At 61.6% G+C, this 17,883-nt stretch carries 16 protein-coding genes and 1 pseudogene; 3 read left to right on the top strand and 14 right to left on the bottom strand.

Features of this window, described 5'->3' with window-relative positions; translation table 11 throughout:
• Positions 1 to 155: 155 nt before the first annotated feature.
• Positions 156 to 737 (bottom strand): DUF2780 domain-containing protein, encoded by a 582-nt coding sequence (locus tag AC2T3R_RS01595; RefSeq protein WP_013970525.1) that lies wholly within the window; start codon positions 735 to 737, stop codon positions 156 to 158.
• A gap of 196 nt (positions 738 to 933) precedes the next feature.
• Here AC2T3R_RS01595 and AC2T3R_RS01590 point away from each other — a divergent pair, with 196 nt between their 5' ends.
• On the top strand, positions 934 to 1,839 hold the full coding sequence (locus AC2T3R_RS01590) for an RHS repeat-associated core domain-containing protein (RefSeq protein ID WP_410952118.1): 906 nt from the start codon (positions 934 to 936) through the stop codon (positions 1,837 to 1,839).
• A 122-nt stretch (positions 1,840 to 1,961) separates the two neighbouring features.
• Here AC2T3R_RS01590 and fdhA read toward each other — a convergent pair whose 3' ends face one another.
• Complete coding sequence (gene fdhA, locus AC2T3R_RS01585; RefSeq protein WP_015268662.1) at positions 1,962 to 3,161, bottom strand: formaldehyde dehydrogenase, glutathione-independent; 1,200 nt, start codon at positions 3,159 to 3,161, stop codon at positions 1,962 to 1,964.
• A 271-nt stretch (positions 3,162 to 3,432) separates the two neighbouring features.
• Between fdhA and AC2T3R_RS01580 the strand changes: the two genes are divergently transcribed.
• On the top strand, positions 3,433 to 3,765 hold the full coding sequence (locus tag AC2T3R_RS01580) for a hypothetical protein (protein ID WP_410952119.1): 333 nt from the start codon (positions 3,433 to 3,435) through the stop codon (positions 3,763 to 3,765).
• A 6-nt stretch (positions 3,766 to 3,771) separates the two neighbouring features.
• Here AC2T3R_RS01580 and purU read toward each other — a convergent pair whose 3' ends face one another.
• From purU to AC2T3R_RS01550, 6 genes are all read right to left on the bottom strand, one after another.
• The gene (gene purU / locus AC2T3R_RS01575; RefSeq protein ID WP_013970522.1) at positions 3,772 to 4,629 is read right to left on the bottom strand and encodes a formyltetrahydrofolate deformylase; all 858 of its coding nucleotides are present in this window, start codon (positions 4,627 to 4,629) and stop codon (positions 3,772 to 3,774) included.
• Between the two features lie 12 nt (positions 4,630 to 4,641).
• Positions 4,642 to 5,274: a sarcosine oxidase subunit gamma gene (locus AC2T3R_RS01570; RefSeq protein ID WP_013970521.1), complete on the bottom strand. Its 633-nt coding sequence runs from the start codon at positions 5,272 to 5,274 to the stop codon at positions 4,642 to 4,644.
• A gap of 179 nt (positions 5,275 to 5,453) precedes the next feature.
• On the bottom strand, positions 5,454 to 8,471 hold the full coding sequence (locus AC2T3R_RS01565) for a sarcosine oxidase subunit alpha (RefSeq protein WP_410952121.1): 3,018 nt from the start codon (positions 8,469 to 8,471) through the stop codon (positions 5,454 to 5,456).
• Positions 8,468 to 8,803: a sarcosine oxidase subunit delta gene (locus AC2T3R_RS01560; RefSeq protein ID WP_486744549.1), complete on the bottom strand. Its 336-nt coding sequence runs from the start codon at positions 8,801 to 8,803 to the stop codon at positions 8,468 to 8,470. The genes AC2T3R_RS01565 and AC2T3R_RS01560 overlap by 4 nt, the downstream gene beginning before the upstream one ends.
• Positions 8,804 to 8,817: 14 nt before the next feature.
• Positions 8,818 to 10,068, bottom strand: a complete 1,251-nt coding sequence (locus AC2T3R_RS01555) for a sarcosine oxidase subunit beta family protein (protein ID WP_003255680.1) — start codon at positions 10,066 to 10,068, stop codon at positions 8,818 to 8,820.
• A 15-nt stretch (positions 10,069 to 10,083) separates the two neighbouring features.
• A complete protein-coding gene (locus AC2T3R_RS01550) occupies positions 10,084 to 11,337 on the bottom strand; it encodes a serine hydroxymethyltransferase (protein WP_025337394.1) in 1,254 nt (417 codons plus the stop codon).
• Between the two features lie 338 nt (positions 11,338 to 11,675).
• On the opposite strand from AC2T3R_RS01550, the gene AC2T3R_RS01545 reads away from it, so the two are divergent.
• Positions 11,676 to 12,716: a threonine aldolase family protein gene (locus AC2T3R_RS01545; RefSeq protein ID WP_410952122.1), complete on the top strand. Its 1,041-nt coding sequence runs from the start codon at positions 11,676 to 11,678 to the stop codon at positions 12,714 to 12,716.
• Between the two features lie 107 nt (positions 12,717 to 12,823).
• On the opposite strand, the gene AC2T3R_RS01540 is transcribed toward AC2T3R_RS01545, so the two are convergent.
• The 6 genes and pseudogenes from AC2T3R_RS01540 to gbcB form a co-directional block, all read right to left on the bottom strand.
• Positions 12,824 to 13,552 (bottom strand): methyl-accepting chemotaxis protein, encoded by a 729-nt coding sequence (locus AC2T3R_RS01540; RefSeq protein ID WP_486745261.1) that lies wholly within the window; start codon positions 13,550 to 13,552, stop codon positions 12,824 to 12,826.
• 135 nt (positions 13,553 to 13,687) lie between these two features.
• A pseudogene (locus tag AC2T3R_RS01535) lies at positions 13,688 to 14,716 on the bottom strand (HAMP domain-containing protein); the annotation flags it as partial.
• Positions 14,717 to 14,939: 223 nt separating this feature from the next.
• Entirely contained in the window at positions 14,940 to 15,242 is a 303-nt protein-coding gene (locus AC2T3R_RS01530) for a cell division protein ZapA (RefSeq protein ID WP_003257516.1), read from the bottom strand.
• Positions 15,239 to 15,469: a hypothetical protein gene (locus AC2T3R_RS01525; RefSeq protein WP_003257514.1), complete on the bottom strand. Its 231-nt coding sequence runs from the start codon at positions 15,467 to 15,469 to the stop codon at positions 15,239 to 15,241. Before AC2T3R_RS01525 ends, AC2T3R_RS01530 begins: the two co-directional genes overlap by 4 nt.
• Positions 15,470 to 15,811: 342 nt before the next feature.
• Complete coding sequence (locus tag AC2T3R_RS01520) at positions 15,812 to 16,519, bottom strand: RHS repeat-associated core domain-containing protein (protein ID WP_486744548.1); 708 nt, start codon at positions 16,517 to 16,519, stop codon at positions 15,812 to 15,814.
• Between the two features lie 118 nt (positions 16,520 to 16,637).
• A complete protein-coding gene (gbcB, locus tag AC2T3R_RS01515) occupies positions 16,638 to 17,738 on the bottom strand; it encodes a glycine-betaine demethylase subunit GbcB (protein ID WP_015268654.1) in 1,101 nt (366 codons plus the stop codon).
• Positions 17,739 to 17,883 lie beyond the last annotated feature (145 nt).

The following is a 17,883-nucleotide window of genomic DNA, read 5'->3' as shown; positions in this document are numbered from 1 at the left end:
AGGAGCGGCCTTGTGTCGCGAAGGGCCGCAAAGCGGCCCCAGGATTTCAGCGTCACCACACAGATTGCCGGGGCCGCTTCGCGCCCCTTTCGCGACACAAGGCCGCTCCTACAGGTACAGCGTCAGCCTTCAAGGCTGTGATGCTGGCAAAACCCTCAGACCGAAGGTCGGGTCAATGGAGCAGGAGTGGTCCACAAACTCCCCAGGTTCTGCAACAGCGACCCGGCAATCCCCTGCTGCCCCAGGTACTGCAGCAGCAACGGCGCAAACTGCCCGATCATCCCGGTATCCATGCCCAGCGCCTTGAACGCATTGTCCAGGTCGCTGCGGTTTTCCACATTGTTGCCCAGCGCATTGCTCAACGCCGACTGGCTCTCGCTGTTCTTGCCCAGCAACTCACCCAAGCCACTCAAGCCACCCAGTGCATTGGCCCCGGCAAGTAGGTCCAGCCCTGGCACGGCCTTGGTCAGCTGACCGTAGTCGTCGGAACTCAGGTTGTTGCGCGCCAGCCCCAGCATGGCCCCTGCCCCGCCCACGGCCTGCTCTGGGGTGATATTCAATTGGCTACCCAAGGTGTTGAGCAGGTTTGCCTGCGCCTCGGGTGCCTGCACCTGGCCTTGCTGGCTTTGATTCTGGTTCTGCATGGCCGACACGGCGTTAGCGGCGTCGCTGAGGTTGAAGGCGAACACCGGGCTTGCGGCCAGGGTCATCAGGGTTGCCAAGGTGAATGCTTTCATCGGGTGGGACCTCGTGGGCCGGGATGGCCTGGGAAACGCGACATCTGACTGGCTTTTTGCAGGTTTGTTCCGACCCGGCTGTCGACCACCTTTGCAATCCGCCACAGTGCTCACGACCTGTTAAAACTGCTAGTTGTGATGGTTTTACAGGACCCGCAAAGTAATCGACACAGCAATCACCACTCAGGTCACCATCATGCCTACCTCTTCCACAAGCAAGAACGATCAGGGTCTGGCTCCCCAGCGTAGCCTGCACTTCTACAAGAGTGAGAATCTGACAACTGAAATAGCCGCGCAGGGCAATCGTCGCTTGTTATGGGCAAATGACATGGCGCTAGCCCAACTGGATCAGGCACCATCGGCAAAGATGCTTCGAGTTGACCTTGCCAATTCAGTCCTCGGTATTGGTTCTTGGCCAATGGCGTATTCACCCTATGGATACTTGGCCACCGACAGATTGGAAGCGTTGCTGGGATTCACTGGGCAGAGGTATGACCGGGTTACTCAAGGGAACCCCCTGGGTGCGGGGCGTCGGTTTCACTCACCCGGACTTATGCGCTTGTGCACCGAAGACCCGTCGAGCCCATTCGGAAAAGGCGGTCTGAATTCATATGCCTACTGCGTGGGAGACCCTATCAATCGGGATGACCCAACGGGTGAATCTTCCCGGTTGCTGCTTTTCCGCGCTTTCAACTCGTTCAAGAAAGCATCGGTCAATTTTGCTATTAATGGGGGTCACGGATTCGTAGGAAAAGGCGCCAGCAGAAAAAAAGCAGGCTTTAATAACATTGCAAATAACGCCACCACGATAACTGCAAATCCCTCCACATTAGCAGGTACTGCTCCAGCATCTACACCGACTGGCTCCAAAGCTTTGACAATCGCCCCAGAAAAACCCGTTGAACCCATTTTTTCGAACATTAAAAAGATCCACACCCCTGTGGTCATAAAACCGACTCAACCCAGCAAAGTCAGAGTTAACCGTATCATTGGAGACAGACGCAGCTCCAATATGCTTGGAGGGATATTCGGGGTTCTTTTTGGCGGGATAATTGTCGGGCTGGCTGTTTGGGCAATAATGAGCAATGCTCGAAGAAATTAAGTATTGCATCACGTCTCGCCACCACCAAATCACCAGCACGGCCGCTACAGACAAGCTTAATGCGCTGGCGCACCCATGCAAAAAGCCCCTCAGTATGAGGGGCTTCTCGTTACATCATGGCATCACGCCGCACCCCACATCTTGTGCGGGTCGATCACGAACTTCTTCGGTACACCTGCATCGAACTCGCCATAACCTTCCGGCGCCTGATCCAGGTTGATCACCTGCACACCAACCACTTCAGCGATGTTGATTCGATCCCACATGATTGCCTGCATCAGCTGGCGGTTGTACTTCATGGTCGGGGTCTGGCCGGTGTGGAAGCTGTGCGACTTGGCCCAGCCCAGGCCAAAGCGAATGCTCAGCGCGCCGATCTTGGCGGCAGCATCCACCGCACCCGGGTCTTCGGTCACGTACAGGCCCGGGATACCGATGTTGCCGGCAACGCGGGTAACCTGCATCAGCGAGTTCAGCACGGTAGCTGGCGCTTCATGCTTGGCACCTTCGTGGCCATGGCCGCGGGCCTCGAAGCCAACGGCGTCGATGGCGCAGTCCACTTCCGGCTCACCGAGGATGTCGACGATCTGCTCGTGCAGCGGGGTGTCCTTGGACAGGTCGACCACTTCGAAGCCCTGGGACTTGGCGTGAGCCAGGCGGGCTGGGTTGAGGTCGCCAACGATGACGCAGGCAGCGCCCAGCAGACGTGCCGAGGCAGCGGCAGCCAAACCGACCGGGCCGGCGCCAGCAACGTAGACGGTGCTGCCTGGGCCTACACCGGCAGTCACGGCACCGTGGTAGCCGGTCGGCAGGATGTCGGACAGGCAGGTCAGGTCACGGATCTTTTCCATGGCCTTGTCGCGCTCGGGCAGTTTCAGCAGGTTGAAGTCGGCGTACGGCACCAGCACGTACTCGGCCTGGCCGCCGGTCCAGTCGCCCATGTCGACGTAACCATAGGCACCGCCAGCGCGGGCAGGGTTGACGGTGAGGCAGACACCGGTGTGCATTTCCTTGCAGGAGCGGCAGCGGCCACAGGCGACGTTGAATGGCACCGAGACCAGGTCGCCAATCTGCATGCGCTCGACGTCACGGCCCTTCTCGACGATCTCGCCGGTGATTTCGTGGCCCAGGACCAGGCCGACCTGGGCAGTGGTGCGACCGCGGACCATGTGCTGGTCGGAGCCGCAGATGTTGGTGGAGACCACCTTCAGGATCACGCCGTGCTCGATCTTCTTGCCGCGTGGGTCCTGCATTTTCGGGTAGTCGATCTTCTGCACCTCGACCTTGCCGGCGCCGAGATATACCACTCCACGATTGCCAGACATGCTCTTACCTCGCTTGATTTATATTTATGCAGCGGTGGTTGAACGCGCCGCCATCCGTGGGCGGCATGTGTTACTGGAATGCAGGGAATTGTGGGCCTGATGGGGACGGATGCGCTGACTGGAAACGACAGGCAAATACCTCTGAACGGCAATCGGCCAGGTGGTGGTCGCGCGCATGCCCGGGGCGATGAATATCTACCGCAATACGTTGGCGACCGAGTGATTCGATAGGGATGCAGTAACCCATCGTCTATCAAACCGGAGAACCACCATGACGGATACTGAGCGCCCCGAGGACGCCTTCTGGCCATACTGGGTCGAGGCTGCCAGGCAGCAGGGCTTCGACCCAAACATCGAAGCAGCATTGTTCGGCAAACAGCGGTACTTTCTGGACGCCGACAAGATCTTCTATTACGCGGCTTATGGTCCAGGCTACGACTTCGACGAAGAAGCCGAAGGCATGGATCTTCACGAGTTCAAAGCAGGCTGGGTGGACCGCGACGGCGATCCAATCCCAGGTAACAAACTGGGTGCGGACATGCGCCAGAGGTTCGTTACAGCCATCCGCGAAACCCTGAAAGCCCATGCCCGTGATAAAAGCTAGACGCGGTCAGAGCACCACAGTCCTGTTCGCATTGAGGAACACTCGTCGCTCGATGTGATACCCCACCGCTCGCGCCAGGGTCAGGCACTCGATGTCGCGCCCTTTGGCAATCAGGTCTTCGGGGTAATGACTGTGGTCGACCACCTCCACACCCTGGGCGATGATCGGGCCTTCGTCCAGGTCGTTGTTGATGTAGTGCGCGGTAGCGCCAACCATCTTCACGCCCTTGTTGTACGCCTGGTGATAAGGCTTGGCGCCTTTGAACCCTGGCAGCAAGGAGTGGTGAATGTTGATCGCCCAACCATCCAGGCGCCGGCACAGCTCTGGCGACAGCACCTGCATGTAGCGCGCAAGAATCACCAGTTCGGCGCCGGTTTCCTCGATCACCTGAAGTACCTTGCGCTCTTGCCCGGGCTTGTCCTTGGGGTCGAGGGCAAAGTGGTAGTAAGGAATCTTGTGCCAGTGTGCCAGGGGTTCGAGATCAGGGTGGTTGGATACCACCGCGACCACGTCCATGGCCAGCTGACCGATACGCTGGCGATACAGCAGGTCGTTAAGGCAGTGGTCGGCCTTGGACACCATGATCACCACCTTGGGGCGATGGTTAGGTGCGGTCAGCTCGAAGGTCATGCCGAACGCCTCGCTGCGCTCGGCAAGGCCGGCCCGGAAGCCGGCTTCATCGAAATCATCCGGCTGGCGGAACTCCACGCGAATGAAGAAACGCCCCGACAGCCGGTCATCGAAGGAGTGGTGCTCCGTCACGTAGCAGCGCTGCTCGAAGAGGTAACGCGTCACCACGTCGACGGTGCCGAGCATGCTCGGGCAGTCGGCGGTGAGAATCCAGGTATCCGGTGCCCGACTCATGTTCTGTTCTCCTTAAGCCTCGATGCTCAGGCCGTACTCGGCCGAAGCGTCCTGCAGCCACAGCCACCAGTAGTCGGCGAAGCTGCGGCGAATCACCAGCTCCCAGGTATCTTCGGCGGTGCGGCGGATCACCAGTTGCGACTTGGCGAAGACGGTGCCGACTGCCTTGCCCACCGGGAAGTTGTTCGGATGAACATCATAGCTGGTGGACTTCATCAGCACTTCGCGCACGTTCGGGCCGCGCAGTTCCAGCAGGCTCTGCCCGCCGCTGACATTGACCACCTGGATGTGCTGGCCTTCGAGGGCTGCGCGCAGCTTTTGCTCAACGGCAAACTCCTGGCCACCCGGGACGATCAGCAACCACTCGTCAGGGCCCATCCATTGCAGCGACATTTCGTTGTTGGCGACCACGGTCAGTGCCACTGGCAGCTCCAGGCCCAGGGCCTTGTGCACGCCGGCAGCGAACTCCGGGTCGTGGCCATCGCCACGAATGGTCAGGTGGCCGAGGAACTTGCGTTCACGCAGGGTCACGCCTGCGTTCTTGCGGCCTTTGCCAACCAGGCTGGCCAGGTCGGCGTGGTGCAGTGGCGACTGGGCCTTGGCCTCGGCGCCGGGGTTTTGCTGGAAGACGTTGATAGCGCTCATTTCTTACCTGCCTTGAATTCTTGTTCGTCGATGCGACGCAGCTTGTGTGTTGGGGCTACCGGCCTCATCGCCGGCAAGCCAGCTCCCACAGGGAGCTCGCCAACCTTCAAAGCTGCATCGATCCTGTGGGAGCTGGCTTGCCGGCGATTGGGCCTGGCCTGCCCCCACAGGGCCCGGAGTCAAACGTTCTGCCGCTCACCCTTCGGATCGAAGAACACCGAAGACACGATCTCCGCCTCGATCACGCTGCCATCCGCCTGCGGCGAGTAGACGCGCTCGCCCATGCGCTTGAGGCCGCCTTTGACCACACCCATGGCGAACGAGTAGCCCAGGGAGTTGGACGCGTAGCTGGAGGTGACGTGGCCAACCATATCCATCGGGATCGGCTGTTTCGGGTCGAACACCAGCTGGGCGCCTTCCGGCAGCCACTGGTTCGGGTCGACCGGCTTCAGGCCTACCAGTTGCTTGCGGTTGTCGCGCAGGCAGTCCTCGCGGTTCATGCCACGCAGGCCGATCCACGAGAACGGCTTGTTACGGCCCACGCACCAGCTCATGTTCAGGTCGTCCGGGTTCATCGAGCCATCGGTGTCCTGGCCAACGATGATGAAGCCCTTCTCGGCACGCAGTACGTGCATGGTCTCGGTACCGTACGGGGTCAGGTTGTACTTCTTGCCTGCCTCGATGATCTGTTCCAGCACGCCCATGGCGTAGTTGGCCTGCACGTTGACTTCGTACGACAGCTCGCCGGTGAACGAGATACGGAACACCCGGGCCGGTACGCCGCCGACGTTGCCTTCCTTCCAGGTCATGAACGGGAAGGCTTCCTTGTCCATGTCGATGTCGGTCAGCTCGCTCAGCAGCTTGCGGCTGTTGGGGCCGGACAGGGTCATGGTGGCCCAGTGGTCGGTGACCGAGGTGAAGTACACCTTCAGTTCCGGCCATTCGGTCTGGTGGTACAGCTCCATCCACTGCAGCACGCGGGCGGCGCCGCCAGTGGTGGTGGTCATGATGAAGTGGTTGTCGCCGACGCAGGCGGTTACGCCGTCGTCGAAGACCATGCCGTCTTCCTTGCACATCAGGCCATAGCGGGCCTTGCCCACGTCGAGCTTGGTCCAGGCGTTGGTGTAGATGCGGTTGAGGAACTCACGCGCATCCGGGCCCTGAATGTCGATCTTGCCCAGGGTCGAGGCGTCCAGCAGGCCCACGCTGTCGCGCACGGCCTTGCATTCACGGGTCACGGCGGCGTGGATGTCTTCACCGGCTTTCGGGAAGTACCACGGGCGTTTCCACTGGCCGACGTCTTCGAACTCGGCGCCGTTCTTCACGTGCCAGGCATGCAGGGCGGTGAAGCGTACGGGCTCGAACAGGTGACCACAGTGACGGCCCGCTACTGCACCGAAGGTAACCGGCGTGTAGTTGGGGCGGAACATGGTGGTGCCCATTTCCGGGATGGTAATGCCGATCGAACGGGCGGCGATGGCCAGGCCGTTGATGTTGCCCAGTTTGCCCTGGTCGGTACCAAAGCCCAGCGCGGTGTAGCGTTTTACGTGCTCGACCGACTCGAAGCCTTCGCGGGTGGCCAGTTCGATTGCGGCCGCGGTGACGTCGTTCTGCTGGTCGACGAACTGCTTGGGTGCGCGGGCAGTGCCCTTGTCGTGCGGCACCTGGAACAGTGCCACGGTGGCCTCTTCCTTGCGCGCAACGGTTTTCGGCAGGCTGCCGACGGTGGCCTTGAAGCCCGCTTCGGTGGCTGCGCGAACGCCGCCTTCGAAGCCATCGGCGATCACGTCGCCCAGGGCGTAGACGCCGTTGATGCCACCCACGCATTCGCGTTTCTGCGGAGCATCGCCCGGCACGAAGCCGAGGATATCTTCACGCCATACCGGGCGACCGCCCAGGTGCGAAGCCAGGTGCACGATCGGGCTGTAGCCGCCGGAGGTGGCGATCAGGTCGCACTCGAGAGTTTCGCCAGGGCTGGTGACCTTGTGTGCCTGCACATCGATGGCGGCCACACGGGCGCCGCTGACGTGCTTGCTGCCCTTCGCCTCGATCACGGCGCTGGAGGTAAGGATGCGGATGCCTTTGGCACGTGCTTCTTCAACCAGCGAGCCACGTGGGTTGTGGCGGGCGTCGGCAATGGCGACCACTTGCAGGCCGGCGTCGTGCCAGTCCAGCGCAGCGCGGTAGGCGTGGTCGTTGTTGGTCGACAGCACCAGCTTGCGGCCCGGGGCCACGCCGTAGCGGCGTACGTAGGTGGACACAGCACCGGCCAGCATGTTGCCCGGCAGGTCGTTGTTGCCGTACACCAGCGGGCGCTCGTGGGCGCCGGCAGCCAGCACCACGCGCTTGGCGCGGACGCGGTGCACGCGGTGGCGTACCTGGCCGATAGGGGCGCGATCGCCGAGGTGGTCGGTGAGGCGCTCGTGGATGGTCAGGAAGTTATGGTCGTGGTAGCCGTTGACCGTGGCACGTGGCAGCAGGGTCACTTCCGGCAGGCTTTCCAGCTCTTTGACCACAGCGCTGACCCAATCGGCAGCAGGCTTGCCGTCGAGGGTTTCGCGGGTGTCGAGCAGGCTGCCGCCGAACTCTTCCTGCTCGTCAGCCAGGATCACGCGGGCACCGCTGCGGCCAGCGGCCAGGGCAGCGGCCAGGCCGGCAGGGCCGGCGCCGACGATCAGCACGTCGCAGTGCTGGTTCATGTAGTCGTAGCTGTCCGGGTCGTTCTGCAGCGGCGCGCGGCCAAGGCCTGCGGCTTTGCGGATGTACTTCTCGTAAGTCATCCAGAACGATTTCGGGTACATGAAGGTTTTGTAGTAGAAGCCCGGCGGCATCATGCTGCCGCCAACCTTGCCCAGGATGCCCATGACGTCGTTGTTGACGTTCGGCCAGCCGTTGGTGCTGGTAGCTACAAGACCTGCGTACAGCGCCTGCTGGGTGGCACGCACGTTGGGGATCTGGGTGGCTTCGCTGGAGCCGATCTGCAGGATGGCGTTCGGCTCTTCGGTACCGGCGGCGATGATGCCGCGTGGGCGCGAATACTTGAAGCTGCGGCCGACGATGTCGACGCCGTTGGCCAGCAATGCGGCGGCCAGGCTGTCACCGGCATAACCCTGGTATGTCTTGCCGTTGAAAGTGAAGTTCAGGACCTTGCTGCGGTCGATACGGCCGCCGCTGGCGAGGCGATAGGTCTGGCTCATACTTTTTCCCCTTGGCCTTTGACGGTCGACGCGGCGCTGTTCTGCTTGCTGCTGGCGGTCACTTGCGGCTTCTCGCCAATCTTGTAGGTTTCCAGAATCTCGTAGGTCACGGTGTCACGGGTGACGTTGAAATACTGGCGGCAGCCGGCAACGTGGTCCCACAGTTCGTGGTGAATACCGCGTGGGTTGTCACGGTAGAACATGTAGGTACCCCACTCCTCGTCGGAGCAGGCGTTAGGGTCCAGCGGGCGGGCGATGTGCGCCTGGCCAGAGGCGTGGAACTCTTCTTCGGAGCGCAGCTCGCCGCAGTGGGGACAGAAAATATGCAACATGACGGTGTCTCCGGTTAGTGGGCGACGGCGGCGGCGCCGTGTTCGTCGATCAGTGCGCCGTTGTAGAAACGGTCCATGGAGAACGGCGCGGCCAGTGGGTGCATTTCGCCCTTGGCCAGGCTCGCGGCGAAGACGTTGCCCGAACCCGGGGTCGCCTTGAAGCCGCCAGTACCCCAACCGCAGTTGAAGAACATGTTCTTGACCGGGGTCTTGGTGATGATCGGGCAAGCGTCCGGCGAGGTATCGACGATGCCGCCCCACTGGCGGTTCATGCGCACGCGCGAGAGGTTGGGGAACATCTCGACGATGGCCTGCAGGGTGTGCTCGATCACCGGGTACGAACCGCGCTGGCCGTAGCCGACCCAGCCGTCAATACCGGCACCGATCACCAGGTCGCCCTTGTCGGACTGGCTGATGTAGCCGTGCACGGCGTTGGACATGATCACGCTGTCGATGATCGGCTTGATCGGCTCGGATACCAGTGCTTGCAGCGGGTGCGATTCCAGCGGCAGGCGGAAGCCGGCCAGCTTGGCCATGTGCCCGGAATTACCGGCGGTGACCACGCCGACGCGCTTGGCGCCGATGAAGCCTTTGTTGGTTTCCACACCGATGACCGCGCCGTTTTCCTTGCGGAAGCCGATCACTTCGGTCTGCTGGATCAGGTCCACGCCCAGGGCGTCGGCGGCACGGGCGAAGCCCCAGGCTACGGCGTCGTGACGGGCCACGCCGCCACGGCGCTGCACTGTGGCACCGAGGATCGGGTAGCGCGTGTTCTTCGAGCAGTCCAGGTACGGGATCTCGGCCGCGACCTGGGCGGTGTTGAGCAGTTCGCCATCCACGCCGTTCAGGCGGTTGGCGCTGACCCGGCGCTCGGAGTCGCGCATGTCCTGCAGGGTGTGGCACAGGTTGTACACGCCGCGCTGGGAGAACATCACGTTGTAGTTGAGGTCCTGGGACAGGCCCTCCCACAGTTTCATGGCGTGCTCGTACAGGTGCGCCGACTCGTCCCACAGGTAGTTGGAACGCACGATGGTGGTGTTACGGGCGGTGTTGCCGCCGCCCAGGTAGCCCTTCTCGATCACGGCAACGTTGGTGATGCCGTGTTCTTTGGCCAGGTAGTAGGCCGTGGCCAGGCCATGGCCGCCACCGCCGACGATAACCACGTCGTAGACCTTTTTAGGGGTTGGCGTGCGCCACATGCGCTGCCAGTTCTCGTGGTGGCTGAGGGAGTGCTTGAAAAGGCCGAAGCCCGAGTAACGTTGCATGGTGTGTGACTCCACTCAGCGGTAAACAGGGAAATCTGCGCACAGGGCCGCGACGTTCTTCGCCACATCGGCTTCGACGTCTGCGTCACCGAGGTTGTCGAGGATGTCGCAGATCCAGCCGGCCAGGGCCACGCACTGAGCGACCTTGAAGCCGCGGGTGGTAACGGCCGGGGTACCGATGCGCAGGCCCGATGTGACGAATGGCGACTGCGGGTCATTCGGCACGGCGTTCTTGTTGACGGTGATGTGCGCGCGGCCCAGGGCGGCGTCGGCATCTTTGCCGGTGAGGCCCTGGCGGATCAGGCTGACCAGGAACAGGTGGTTGTCGGTGCCGCCGGAAACCACGTCGTAGCCGCGGTCGATGAACACCTGGGCCATGGCCTGGGCGTTTTCGATCACTTGTTGCTGGTAGGCCTTGAATTCAGGCTCCAGCGCTTCCTTGAAGCAAACGGCCTTGGCGGCGATCACGTGCATCAGCGGGCCGCCCTGGGCGCCTGGGAACACCGCGGCGTTCAGCTTCTTCTCGATCTCTTCGTTCGACTTGGCAAGGATCAGGCCGCCACGTGGGCCGCGCAGGGTCTTGTGAGTGGTGGTGGTAACCACATCGGCGAACGGGATCGGGTTCGGGTACAGGCCAGCGGCAACCAGGCCGGCTACGTGGGCCATGTCGACGAACAGCAGCGCACCGACCTTGTCGGCGATGGCGCGGAAGCGTGGGAAGTCGAGGGTCTTGGAGTAGGCCGAGAAGCCGGCAACGATCATTTTCGGCTTGTGCTCGACAGCCAGGCGCTCGACTTCGTCGTAGTCGATCAGGCCGGTGTTGGTGTCGATGCCGTATTGCACAGCGTTGTACAGCTTGCCCGAGGACGACACCTTGGCGCCGTGGGTCAGGTGGCCGCCGTGGGCCAGGCTCATGCCGAGGATGGTGTCACCAGCCTGCAGCAGGGCCAGGTAGACGGCACCGTTGGCCGAGGAGCCGGAGTGCGGCTGGACGTTGGCGTAGTCGGCACCGAACAGCTGCTTGGCGCGCTCGATGGCCAGGGCCTCGACCTTGTCCACGTGCTCGCAGCCACCGTAGTAGCGCTTGCCCGGGTAGCCTTCGGCGTACTTGTTGGTCAGGCCGCTGCCTTGGGCCTGCATCACGCGCTTGGAGGTGTAGTTTTCCGAGGCGATCAGCTCGATGTGGTCTTCCTGGCGCTGCTCTTCGGCATTCATCGCCGCCAGCAGTGCATCGTCGTAACCCTGAATCTGGTCTTGCTTGCTGAACATCGTGTATCTCCCGGCAGCGATCGTTTTTTGTCGTGGGGCACTGTGGCCCTTTGTGGCGATGTTATGACTGGCCGGGGCGGATCAGATGCCTGCGCACGCCTTGCAATGGCGCGTTTACGACATTCGTTTTGCACTGGCCTCTCTGGCCTCATCGCCGGCAAGCCGGCTCCCACAGGAATGACACTGTTCTCAAGCCCTGTGGAGTACCTGTGGGAGCCGGCTTGCCGGCGATAGGGCCAGTACAGGCACCGCTGAAGTCAGCCGATGCACCGCTTGTATAGGCAACTGCTGAATCGATGGTTTAGAGTGCTGTTCTGCGTCGTTCACAGGACAGTGTCATGACAGATAAGAGCCAACAATTCGCCAGCGACAACTATTCCGGCATCTGCCCCGAAGCCTGGGCAGCGATGGAAAAGGCCAACCATGGCCACGACCGCGCCTACGGCGACGACCAGTGGACCGAACGCGCCGCGGAATACTTCCGCAAGCTGTTCGAAACCGACTGCGAGGTGTTCTTCGCCTTCAACGGCACCGCCGCCAACTCCCTGGCCCTGGCCTCGCTGTGCCAGAGCTACCACAGCGTGATCTGCTCCGAGACCGCCCACGTCGAAACCGACGAGTGCGGTGCGCCGGAGTTCTTCTCCAACGGCTCCAAGCTGCTGACCGCGCCCAGCGTCAACGGCAAGCTGACACCACAGTCGATCCGCGAAGTGGCGCTGAAGCGTCAGGACATCCACTACCCCAAGCCACGGGTGGTGACCATTACCCAGGCCACCGAGGTGGGCACCGTCTATCGCCCCGACGAACTGAAGGCGATCAGCGCCACCTGCAAGGAGCTGGGGCTGAACCTGCACATGGACGGCGCACGCTTCAGCAATGCCTGCTCGTTCCTGGGCTGCAGCCCGGCAGAGCTGACCTGGAAGGCCGGTGTCGATGTACTGTGCTTTGGCGGCACCAAGAACGGCATGGCGGTGGGCGAGGCGATCCTGTTCTTCAACCGCCAACTGGCCGAGGACTTCGACTACCGCTGCAAGCAGGCCGGGCAACTGGCATCGAAGATGCGCTTCCTGTCGGCGCCTTGGGTGGGCCTGCTGGAAGATGGCGCCTGGTTGCGCCATGGCGCGCATGCCAACCATTGCGCGCAGTTGCTCGCCTCGCTGGTGAGTGACTTGCCGGGAGTGGATCTGATGTTCCCGGTTGAGGCCAACGGGGTGTTCCTGCAGATGCCGGAGCATGCGATCGAGGCACTGCGCGGCAGGGGATGGCGGTTCTATACCTTCATTGGTAGCGGCGGGGCGCGGTTCATGTGCTCGTGGGATACCGAGCAAGAGCGGGTGCGCGAGCTGGCGGAGGATATCCGCAGCATCATCGGCGCCTGACAGCCCGCATTCGCGGGCATGCCCGCTCCCACAGGAACATCGCAGCCGTCGAGAGCTGTGCAGTACCTGTGGGGAGCGGGCAAGCCCGCGAAGAAGCCGACACTGATCTAAAGCCTGAACCCACCCATCTGCCGCGTCAGGTCATCCGCCAAGCCACGCAGCGCCTGGCACTCTTCGCGACAGCCCTGCACCTCCGCCGCGGTCTCCCGCGCCAGGTCGGAAATCCCCTGCACCGTACGATTGATCTCCTCGGTCACCGCCGACTGCTCTTCGGTCGCAGTAGCCACCTGATGATTCATGTCGCTGATGTGCTCCACCTGGTCAGTGATCGCCCCCAATGACGCTCCGGTGCGCTGGCTCGACTCCACCCCGCTACCCGTCGCCTGCTGCCCAGCCTGCATCGAACTCACAGCCGAACCCGCGCCCTGCTTCAAGCGCTGGATCATCTGCTGCACTTCGTCGGTGGACAGCTGCGTGCGCCGGGCCAAGGTACGCACCTCATCGGCCACCACGGCAAATCCACGGCCCATCTCCCCTGCCCTGGCCGCCTCGATGGCGGCATTCAGCGCCAGCAGGTTGGTTTGCTCGGAAATACTACGGATAACCGCAAGAACTTCGTCGATCGAGGCTACTTCATCGGCAAGTTGGCTGACTGCCTCGGCAGCCTTGCCGATATCACCCGACATCCCCTCGATACCATGGATCGAGCGTTGCACCACTTCACGCGCCTGCAGGGCTTCGTCCCTCGCCGATTGCGAGGCCTGGGCCGCATCACCGGCATTGCGGGCAATGTCCTGCACGGTCAAACCCATTTCGTGCACGGCGGTAGCGACCATTTCGGTCATTTCCTGCTGGCGCCCGGAACGCTCGGCGGTGTTGTCCACCACCTGTGTCACCTGCTCGACCGCTAGGTGCAGCCGCTCGGAAGTGTGCAATACCTCGCCGATCAACCGGCGCTGGCTGTCGAGGAAGCGGTTGAAGCCACGCGCCAGGTCACCCAGTTCGTCCTGACGTGAATCGTCCAGCCGATGGCTCAGGTCACCCGCGCCACTGCCAATCTGCACCAACGCCGCTGTGACGCGGCGGATCGGCCGCACCAGGCCACGCGCCAGCAGCACCACCAGCAACAGCGACACCAGGGCCACGGCACCACCGATCAGGCTGGTCAGCCATACCGCCTGGTGCATTGGCGCGTAGATTTCCTCCTCGGGCACCTCGGCCACCAGGGTCCAGTTGAGGTCGCGAAGGGGCAGGCCGAGCGCCAGGTAGCTTTCGCCGTCACGGCTGAAGCGGCTGCTGCGCAGGCCTTCGCCGCCAGTCATCAGCACCTTGGCAGCATCCGCGCCGAGCTGTTCGGTGAGCTGGCGTTTGCCGCTGAAGGCAGCGTCCGGATGAACCTGGATCAGGCCATCGTTACGCACCAGGAACACCTTCCCGTGTTCGCCAAATTTGAAGTCATGGATCAGCTTCGACAGTTCGGTCATGCGCAGGCCCATACCGGCCACACCGACCAGTTGGCCATTCTTTTCCACGCGATAATCGATGAACAGCGCGAGCTCGCCGGTGGCACCGTCGATGTCGATGTTGATCAGGCGTTCGGCACCGCTGTCGATGTAGCCGTAGAACCATTTGTCCTTGGGGTTGCTGCGGCTGAGGGTACGGTCCAGGCCATTCTCGTTGTAGTAGTGGCCGGTTTCGATCGAAACGAACAAAGTGGTGAAGGCCTGGTTGCGCTGCTTGGCGGCGGTCAGGTATTCGATGAATGGAGCGGCATGGGCAGGGTCTTCACCGGCGGCAAGCCAGTCGCGCAGCAGGGTGTTGCCGGCAATATCCGCCGCCGCCACCAGCGGCTGGCCGAGCATGCGCTCGATGTCGTTGCGGATGGCCTCGATGCTGGCGGGCAGCGCGGTATCGACCAGGTAGCGTTCGGTGAGACGGTTGAGCGCCACCGTGAAAATGATGACCACCACCAGGATGCTCGCCAGCAGGGCTGCGCCCATGCTGGAAATCAACTGCCACTGGATGCTTTTACGCCAGATACGCATGCCCTACTCCCCGCATAATTATTGTTTTGCGGAAAGTGTATACACTTGCGTATCCAGTTAATCCAGTGACCTGAAGCAATCAGATACCCTGTGGGAGCGGGTTTACCCGCGAATGCGATGCTGAATGCACTGACGCATTCGCGGGTGAACCCGCTCCCACAGAGGTCGATGCAAGGCCTTATTGTTCGGCTATGGTCCGCACGATGGCGTCCACCGTGGCATCGATCTGCGCCTGGGTACGCTCCAGCGTCTTGCGGTGCTCATCCTGCAGCTCGATCTGCCGCGAACACAGGTTCAGTGCGGCCAGCACCAGCAGCTTGTCGCCGATCAGGGTCGGGTACTGACGCTTGGTCTGGGCCAGGGCGGTGTTGAGCATCTGCACCGCCTGGGCCAGGGTCGCTTCCTGGCCTTCAGGCGCCTTGATCGAATAGTCGTTGCCGAGGATCGACACGACATTGATCGGCTGCGCTCGAAGTGTCATGCGCCTACGACGCCGGCGTTGGCGCGCTCGAGCAGGGCCTGCAGGCGTGCGGCGGTGCTGCCGTTCTTCTCTTCCTGCTCCATCAGCGACAGCTGCAGGGTTTCGTTCTCTTCCTTGGCCTGGGCCAGTTCCTGACCTAGGGCGGCGTTCTGCTCGGTGAGTTGAGCGTTCTTCTGCATCAGGTCGCTGACCAGTTGCTCGATTTGATTCAGGGAAGCTTCCAGCATGGGTCTATCTCAGGTTGTTGCGAGGGGCGCACACGATAAAGAAAAGTGCGGCCCATCGCCATTAAATATCGGATTCACAAAGTGTCTAACCCGCAGATTGACAGGGTAGCCGGCCCCTTGTTCCGACCTGGGTCAACCGCCGGTCAGGAAAAGGACTGACGAAAGCGCCCGTGGCCAGCAGCAGAACAACGAAATCGAACAGGCGGCCAGCACCCTCATGGAGATGATCAGCGCTGTGGAAGAAGTGGCGCGGAAAGTGGACGCAACCTGGCGAACATCAATGACCTGTCGGTGCAGAGTGCTACCGGGGCGCAACAGGCCCGTGCGGTGACTGCAGAATTGTCACGCCTTGCCTTGGACTTTAATGGGTTGGCGAGATGCAGCCCTGATCTGTTCAGCAAGCTCCAAGGGGCTTGGAGACTCGCTGGCGGTGGTAGGGCCAACGAAGGGCGAAAATTCAGCCCCAGCCAAATCCATCATGAGAGGCCCAAAACTATTCTCAACCTGTTTCTTCAGCGACCTGCCGATCGAAAATCCTTTTAACCCGGCCTTCACAATACTCCCAGCAGTCGCCAACTCTTTACCACCAGGTACTCCGTAAAAAGCCAGGCTACCTCCGATACCGGCCGTCCATTTAGCCGCTTCAGCCAACACCTTCAATCCAGCTGGACGAGCCCAAGCTGCTTTAATCCGCGAGCCTAGCCATATCGCGCTTTTGAGAAACGAGAGAATGCTGAATGCTCCGCTCGGATCTTGCCTGTTAACCGGATCTCCCAAGCAATAGGCATAAGCATTGATACCCCCCTTGGAAAATGGGCTCAGCTGGTCTGCAGACAAGAATCGCCTTGATGCGGAGCTATATGCTCTTCTGCCATTGCCGAGCAGATAAAAGCCTGTGAGGTTATCTCGGCGCTCGCCATTAAATGCGAGTACCCAAGCAGCATTGCCTGGATGTGCACCATAGGGGTCATATGCGCCGTGTGTTCTGCAGTGGCTGCCGTAAAACACTGAACCGCTCATATCCACAACTAGCAAATGGCAACGGTTCATGCTCAATACTCAAAGAGGACTGAGGCAATTCTATTTGGTACCTCGGGTAATCTGGAACTGTCGGAAATACCAGTTGTGAAACAGAACAGGGCCGCTTTGCGGCCCTGGGAACACCGGATCAGTAATCGATCCGCACATCCCCTTTCGGCACACTGCAGCACGACAGGATGTAGCCCTCGGCTTCGTCCTCTTCGGTAATGCCGCCGTTGTGCTCCATCTCCACTTCGCCGCCCAGCTTGAGCACCTTGCAGGTGCCGCAAATGCCCATACCGCAGGCTTTCGGGATCATCAGGCCAACCTTGGCCGCCGCCGCGTGCACGGTCTCGCCCGGGGCGATGCGGATGCTCTTCTCGCTACCGATGAACTCCACCAGGTTGAGGTCGGCCGCATCCAGTTCCGGCGCGTCGGCAGCCTGCTCGGCATGCTCCACCGCATCGGCCTTGGCCTCAGGCGGCGTCGCACCGAACGATTCCTCGTGATAGTTCTTCATGTCGAAGCCGACCGCTTCGAGCATGCGCTTGACCGCAGTCATGTATGGCGTCGGGCCGCAGCAGAACACCACACGGTCCATGTAGTCCGGCGCGATCAGCTCCATCAGGCGCTGGTTGAGGTAACCGCGATAACCCGCCCACGGCTCACCCAGGCCATGCTTTTCACAAATGATGTGCAAGCTGAAATTGGGGATGCGCGAGGCCATCTGCTCCAGTTCACGATGGTAGATGATGTCCTTCGGCGAACGGGCGCTGTGCACGAACACCATGTCGACATTGCCGTTGGTGTCGTAGAACCAGCGCGCCATCGACATGACCGGGGTGATCCCGACACCGCCCGAGAGGTACAGCACCTTCTGCGCCGGGAAATCGATGGCGTTGAACAGCCCCACCGGGCCGTGCACCGGCAGCTCGGCGCCTTCGTGCATGGTGTCGTGGAGGAAGTTGGACACCAGGCCGCCCGGTACACGCTTGACGGTGATCGAGAAGCTGTAGGGCACCGACGGTGAACTGGAGATGGTGTAGGAACGCATCACCGGCTTGCCTTCGATCTCCAGCTCCAGGGTGACGAACTGCCCCGGCTTGAAGAAGAACATGATCGGTTGATCGGCCATGAAGCAGAAGGTGCGCACGTCCCAGGTCTCCTGGATGACCTTGACGCAGCGCACGATGTGGCGGCCGTTGGCCCAGGTCTGGGTAGTGACCGGATTGAGGAAGGTATCGGACATGTTCATCTCCAGCAGCCGACTATTGGCCGTTTTATGGCTTGGATAATGCGCAAGCTGAAGACGACGTACATTCCTGCCAGCGACATCGGCGTGCTTATCGCGACCAGCCCCGCACTGCAAGGGCTGGCGCGTCGTAATTCAAATC

The sequence above is a fragment of the Pseudomonas sp. PVC-5-1 genome, assembly GCF_057444345.1.
This window is presented reverse-complemented; position numbering and strand designations above follow the sequence as displayed.

Excerpts from the sequence above, each read along its gene's own strand:
- AC2T3R_RS01570 (WP_013970521.1), bottom strand. The coding sequence starts at position 5,274 with ATGAGCGCTATCAACGTCTTCCAGCAAAACCCCGGCGCCGAGGCCAAG.
- fdhA (WP_015268662.1), bottom strand. The coding sequence starts at position 3,161 with ATGTCTGGCAATCGTGGAGTGGTATATCTCGGCGCCGGCAAGGTCGAG.
- AC2T3R_RS01550 (WP_025337394.1), bottom strand. The coding sequence starts at position 11,337 with ATGTTCAGCAAGCAAGACCAGATTCAGGGTTACGACGATGCACTGCTG.
- AC2T3R_RS01560 (WP_486744549.1), bottom strand. The coding sequence starts at position 8,803 with ATGTTGCATATTTTCTGTCCCCACTGCGGCGAGCTGCGCTCCGAAGAA.
- AC2T3R_RS01590 (WP_410952118.1), top strand. The coding sequence starts at position 934 with ATGCCTACCTCTTCCACAAGCAAGAACGATCAGGGTCTGGCTCCCCAG.
- AC2T3R_RS01540 (WP_486745261.1), bottom strand. The coding sequence starts at position 13,552 with ATGGTCGCTACCGCCGTGCACGAAATGGGTTTGACCGTGCAGGACATT.
- AC2T3R_RS01525 (WP_003257514.1), bottom strand. The coding sequence starts at position 15,469 with ATGCTGGAAGCTTCCCTGAATCAAATCGAGCAACTGGTCAGCGACCTG.
- AC2T3R_RS01530 (WP_003257516.1), bottom strand. The coding sequence starts at position 15,242 with ATGACACTTCGAGCGCAGCCGATCAATGTCGTGTCGATCCTCGGCAAC.
- AC2T3R_RS01545 (WP_410952122.1), top strand. The coding sequence starts at position 11,676 with ATGACAGATAAGAGCCAACAATTCGCCAGCGACAACTATTCCGGCATC.
- gbcB (WP_015268654.1), bottom strand. The coding sequence starts at position 17,738 with ATGTCCGATACCTTCCTCAATCCGGTCACTACCCAGACCTGGGCCAAC.
- AC2T3R_RS01580 (WP_410952119.1), top strand. The coding sequence starts at position 3,433 with ATGACGGATACTGAGCGCCCCGAGGACGCCTTCTGGCCATACTGGGTC.
- AC2T3R_RS01595 (WP_013970525.1), bottom strand. The coding sequence starts at position 737 with ATGAAAGCATTCACCTTGGCAACCCTGATGACCCTGGCCGCAAGCCCG.
- AC2T3R_RS01555 (WP_003255680.1), bottom strand. The coding sequence starts at position 10,068 with ATGCAACGTTACTCGGGCTTCGGCCTTTTCAAGCACTCCCTCAGCCAC.
- AC2T3R_RS01565 (WP_410952121.1), bottom strand. The coding sequence starts at position 8,471 with ATGAGCCAGACCTATCGCCTCGCCAGCGGCGGCCGTATCGACCGCAGC.
- purU (WP_013970522.1), bottom strand. The coding sequence starts at position 4,629 with ATGAGTCGGGCACCGGATACCTGGATTCTCACCGCCGACTGCCCGAGC.
- AC2T3R_RS01520 (WP_486744548.1), bottom strand. The coding sequence starts at position 16,519 with ATGAACCGTTGCCATTTGCTAGTTGTGGATATGAGCGGTTCAGTGTTT.